Source organism: Paraburkholderia sp. GAS199 (genome assembly GCF_050436585.1).
Lineage (GTDB): Bacteria > Pseudomonadota > Gammaproteobacteria > Burkholderiales > Burkholderiaceae > Paraburkholderia.
Genome location: NZ_JBNDMM010000018.1, coordinates 1 through 2,789, shown reverse-complemented (window position 1 = coordinate 2,789; position 2,789 = coordinate 1). Strand labels below are relative to the sequence as shown.

The window sequence follows — 2,789 nt, the reverse complement described above, 5'->3', positions numbered from 1 at the left end:
GGTAACCGTTGCCTCACCACCGTCTGTTCATAGGTGCGCTCAGTCGGCAACCTAGTTCCCACCAGATCAAGTGGGGACCAGAGCGATGGAAACGAAGGCGGTAGGCCGACGACTGGGATCCAAGAATTACTCAAAGGCATTTCGGGCGATGGTCGTAGCGCAATCAAACTATGCGGCGCGTTCGATCGCGGACGTAGCACAGGAGCATGGTTTGAACGCCAACATGATCGCGCGCTGGCGCCGTGCTCATGAGCGCGCTCAATCGATTACGCAAGCTCAGCCAACCGAGACGTTCATTCCTGTGCATTTGCCGGTGCCAGCACAATCGCCGTCGAGTATCGTCGTCGAGTGTGGCGCCGTGCGAGTCCGCTTCGATGGACCACTTGACCTGAGCGCGCTTCGGACGGTACTGGCAACGTTGCGGTCGTCGTCGTGATTGGCCTCCCATCAGGAACGCGCGTCTGGCTTGCCGCCGGTGTAACTGATATGCGAGCCGGGTTCAACAGCCTCGCAGCCAAGGTGTAGACCGTGCTTGAGCGAGATCCCTTCTGCGGACACGTCTTCGTGTTTCGCGGCAAGCGCGGCGACCTGCTCAAGGTGCTGTGGTGGAGCGGCGATGGCATGTGCCTGCTGATGAAGCGACTCGAGAAGGGCCGTTTCATCTGGCCTCAAGCCGACAGCGGCGTTATTTGCTTAAGCCCGGCGCAATTATCAATGCTACTGGAAGGCATCGACTGGCGGCAACCGACGAGAACGGCACGACCGACCTCAGCGTTGTAAACGTCGTTGCCGGCGCGTAAACTGCCTGCATGACGCGCGCGAACCCACTTCCCGACGATGTCGAAACGCTGAAGGCCATGCTGCTCAGCCAGGAGGCGGCACTTCGCGCGCGCGACGCTCAGGTGCTCGCACTGCAAGAAACGGTCGACTCGCAACAAGCCGCGTTGGCTTTGCGCGCAGCTGAAGTCGAACACCTGAAGCTGCTTATTGCCAAGCTGCGCCGTATGCAGTTCGGTCGCAAATCGGAGAAGCTGGACCGTCAGATCGAGCAACTCGAGTTGCGTCTCGAAGAGCTTGAGGCCGACGAAGGTGCGGCGCCGGTCGAAATCCCGAAGACACCGCGCACGGCCGTGGAACATGCACCGCGCAAGCCACTGCCCGATCATCTGCCGCGAGAGATCCAGACGCACTTGCCCGAATCCGCCGGGAAGTGCACGCAGTGCGGTGGCCTGATGAAATCGCTGGGCGAAGACGTCGCCGAACAACTTGAGTACGTACCGGCCAGCTTCCGGGTCATCCGTCATGTGCGCCCGAAGTTTGCCTGCGTGTGTTGCGATCACATCTCTCAGGCACCTGCACCGAGCCGTCCCATCGAGCGTGGTCTCGCCGGCCCAGGGCTGCTGGCGCACGTGCTGGTCTCGAAATTCGCAGATCACATACCGCTTTACCGGCAGTCAGTCATGTACGCGCGAGAAGGCGTCGAGCTTGATCGCTCACTGCTTGCGAAATGGGTCGGTCACGCGGCGACGCTGCTGCAGCCACTCGTTGAAACACTGCGTGCTCACGTGCTGTCGGCGACGAAACTGCATGCCGACGACACGCCGGTTCCAGTGCTTGCTCCGGGCAACGGCAAGACGAGGACGGGTCGCTTGTGGGTGTACGTGCGCGATGATCGTGCATCAGCCGACATGACACCGCCGGCGGTCTGGTTCGCCTACACGCCGGATCGCAAGGGTATCCATCCGCAGCAGCACCTCAGATCGTTCAACGGCACACTGCAAGCCGATGCATACGGTGGCTACCAGGCCATCTACGAAACCGGGCGCGTCACGGAGGCAGCTTGCTGGGCGCACGCTCGACGGCAGTTCTATGAATTGCACGCGGCGCGCCCCAATGCGTTGAACATCGAAGCGCTTGAGCGTATCGGCGCGCTATACCGGATTGAGGAAACGATCAGGGGCAAACCGCCCGACGAGCGCCGCGCCTATCGCCAGGAGCACGCGCGGCCGTTACTTGACCGATTCCATGCGTGGCTCACCACGATGCTAGAGACACTCTCGCGAAAATCGGACACGAGCCGGGCGATTCTCTATGCGCTGAACCGGTGGGAAGCGCTCACACGCTATTGCGATGACGGTCAACTCGAAATCGACAACCTGCCAGTCGAGCGCGCGCTACGCGGGGTGGCCATTGGTCGACGTAACTACCTGTTCGCTGGAGCAGACTCGGGCGGCGAACGTGCTGCCGCGATCTACAGCCTGGTCGGCACCGCGAAACTCAATGGCATCGATCCTGAGGCGTATCTGCGATTCGTGCTTGGGCGTATCGCGGACCATCCAATCAATCGTGTCGAAGAGTTGCTGCCGTGGCGAGCAGTAATACAGCAAACCGTTCAATCAAACGACAGCGCATCTGCTGGAACAACAGCGCCGTGATGCCGTAATACTTCGGCACGGAATATTGCCCAATCGTCGACGCCAGCTCTGTTGTGAGTGCAATACAGACACTCGCTTGTAGCGTCTTGTATCGACGCATTCCGGTGTACATCGATGCCGAACCGCTTGCTGAATCGCGCCCAGCACAAGCCGTCATCTCCATTGACCCAGAGCGTATCGCCGTTGCCACACACAACGATCTCATAACGTTCCTCTTGGATCTGTTCGTCGTCCACGCTCATGCCTCCCTTCAAGAGTATCCATTTTACCCGTCACGATGGATTGTCAATGCAGGGCGCGAGGCATGCTTGCGATCCGACTGCCGGTCAAGACGGCCTCGGAGACACGCTTACG

4 protein-coding genes are annotated in these 2,789 nt (G+C 60.2%); 3 read left to right on the top strand and 1 reads right to left on the bottom strand.

From position 1 onward, the window contains the following. Positions 1–85 precede the first annotated feature (85 nt). The 3 genes from tnpA to tnpC all read left to right on the top strand — a co-directional run bounded on the left by tnpA (position 86) and on the right by tnpC (position 2,435). Positions 86–436 carry an IS66-like element accessory protein TnpA gene (gene tnpA / locus P3T18_RS36395; RefSeq protein WP_429304793.1) on the top strand — a complete coding sequence of 117 codons (351 nt, stop codon included), beginning with the start codon at positions 86–88 and terminating at the stop codon, positions 434–436. Between the two features lie 92 nt (positions 437–528). Continuing rightward, entirely contained in the window at positions 529–780 is a 252-nt protein-coding gene (tnpB, locus tag P3T18_RS36390; protein ID WP_429304792.1) for an IS66 family insertion sequence element accessory protein TnpB, read from the top strand. A 29-nt stretch (positions 781–809) separates the two neighbouring features. Further along, on the top strand, positions 810–2,435 hold the full coding sequence (gene tnpC, locus P3T18_RS36385) for an IS66 family transposase (RefSeq protein WP_429304791.1): 1,626 nt from the start codon (positions 810–812) through the stop codon (positions 2,433–2,435). Here tnpC and P3T18_RS36380 read toward each other — a convergent pair. Next, positions 2,393–2,677 (bottom strand): hypothetical protein, encoded by a 285-nt coding sequence (locus P3T18_RS36380; RefSeq protein WP_429304790.1) that lies wholly within the window; start codon positions 2,675–2,677, stop codon positions 2,393–2,395. The genes tnpC and P3T18_RS36380 overlap by 43 nt on opposite strands. Between the last annotated feature and the right edge of the window lie 112 nt (positions 2,678–2,789).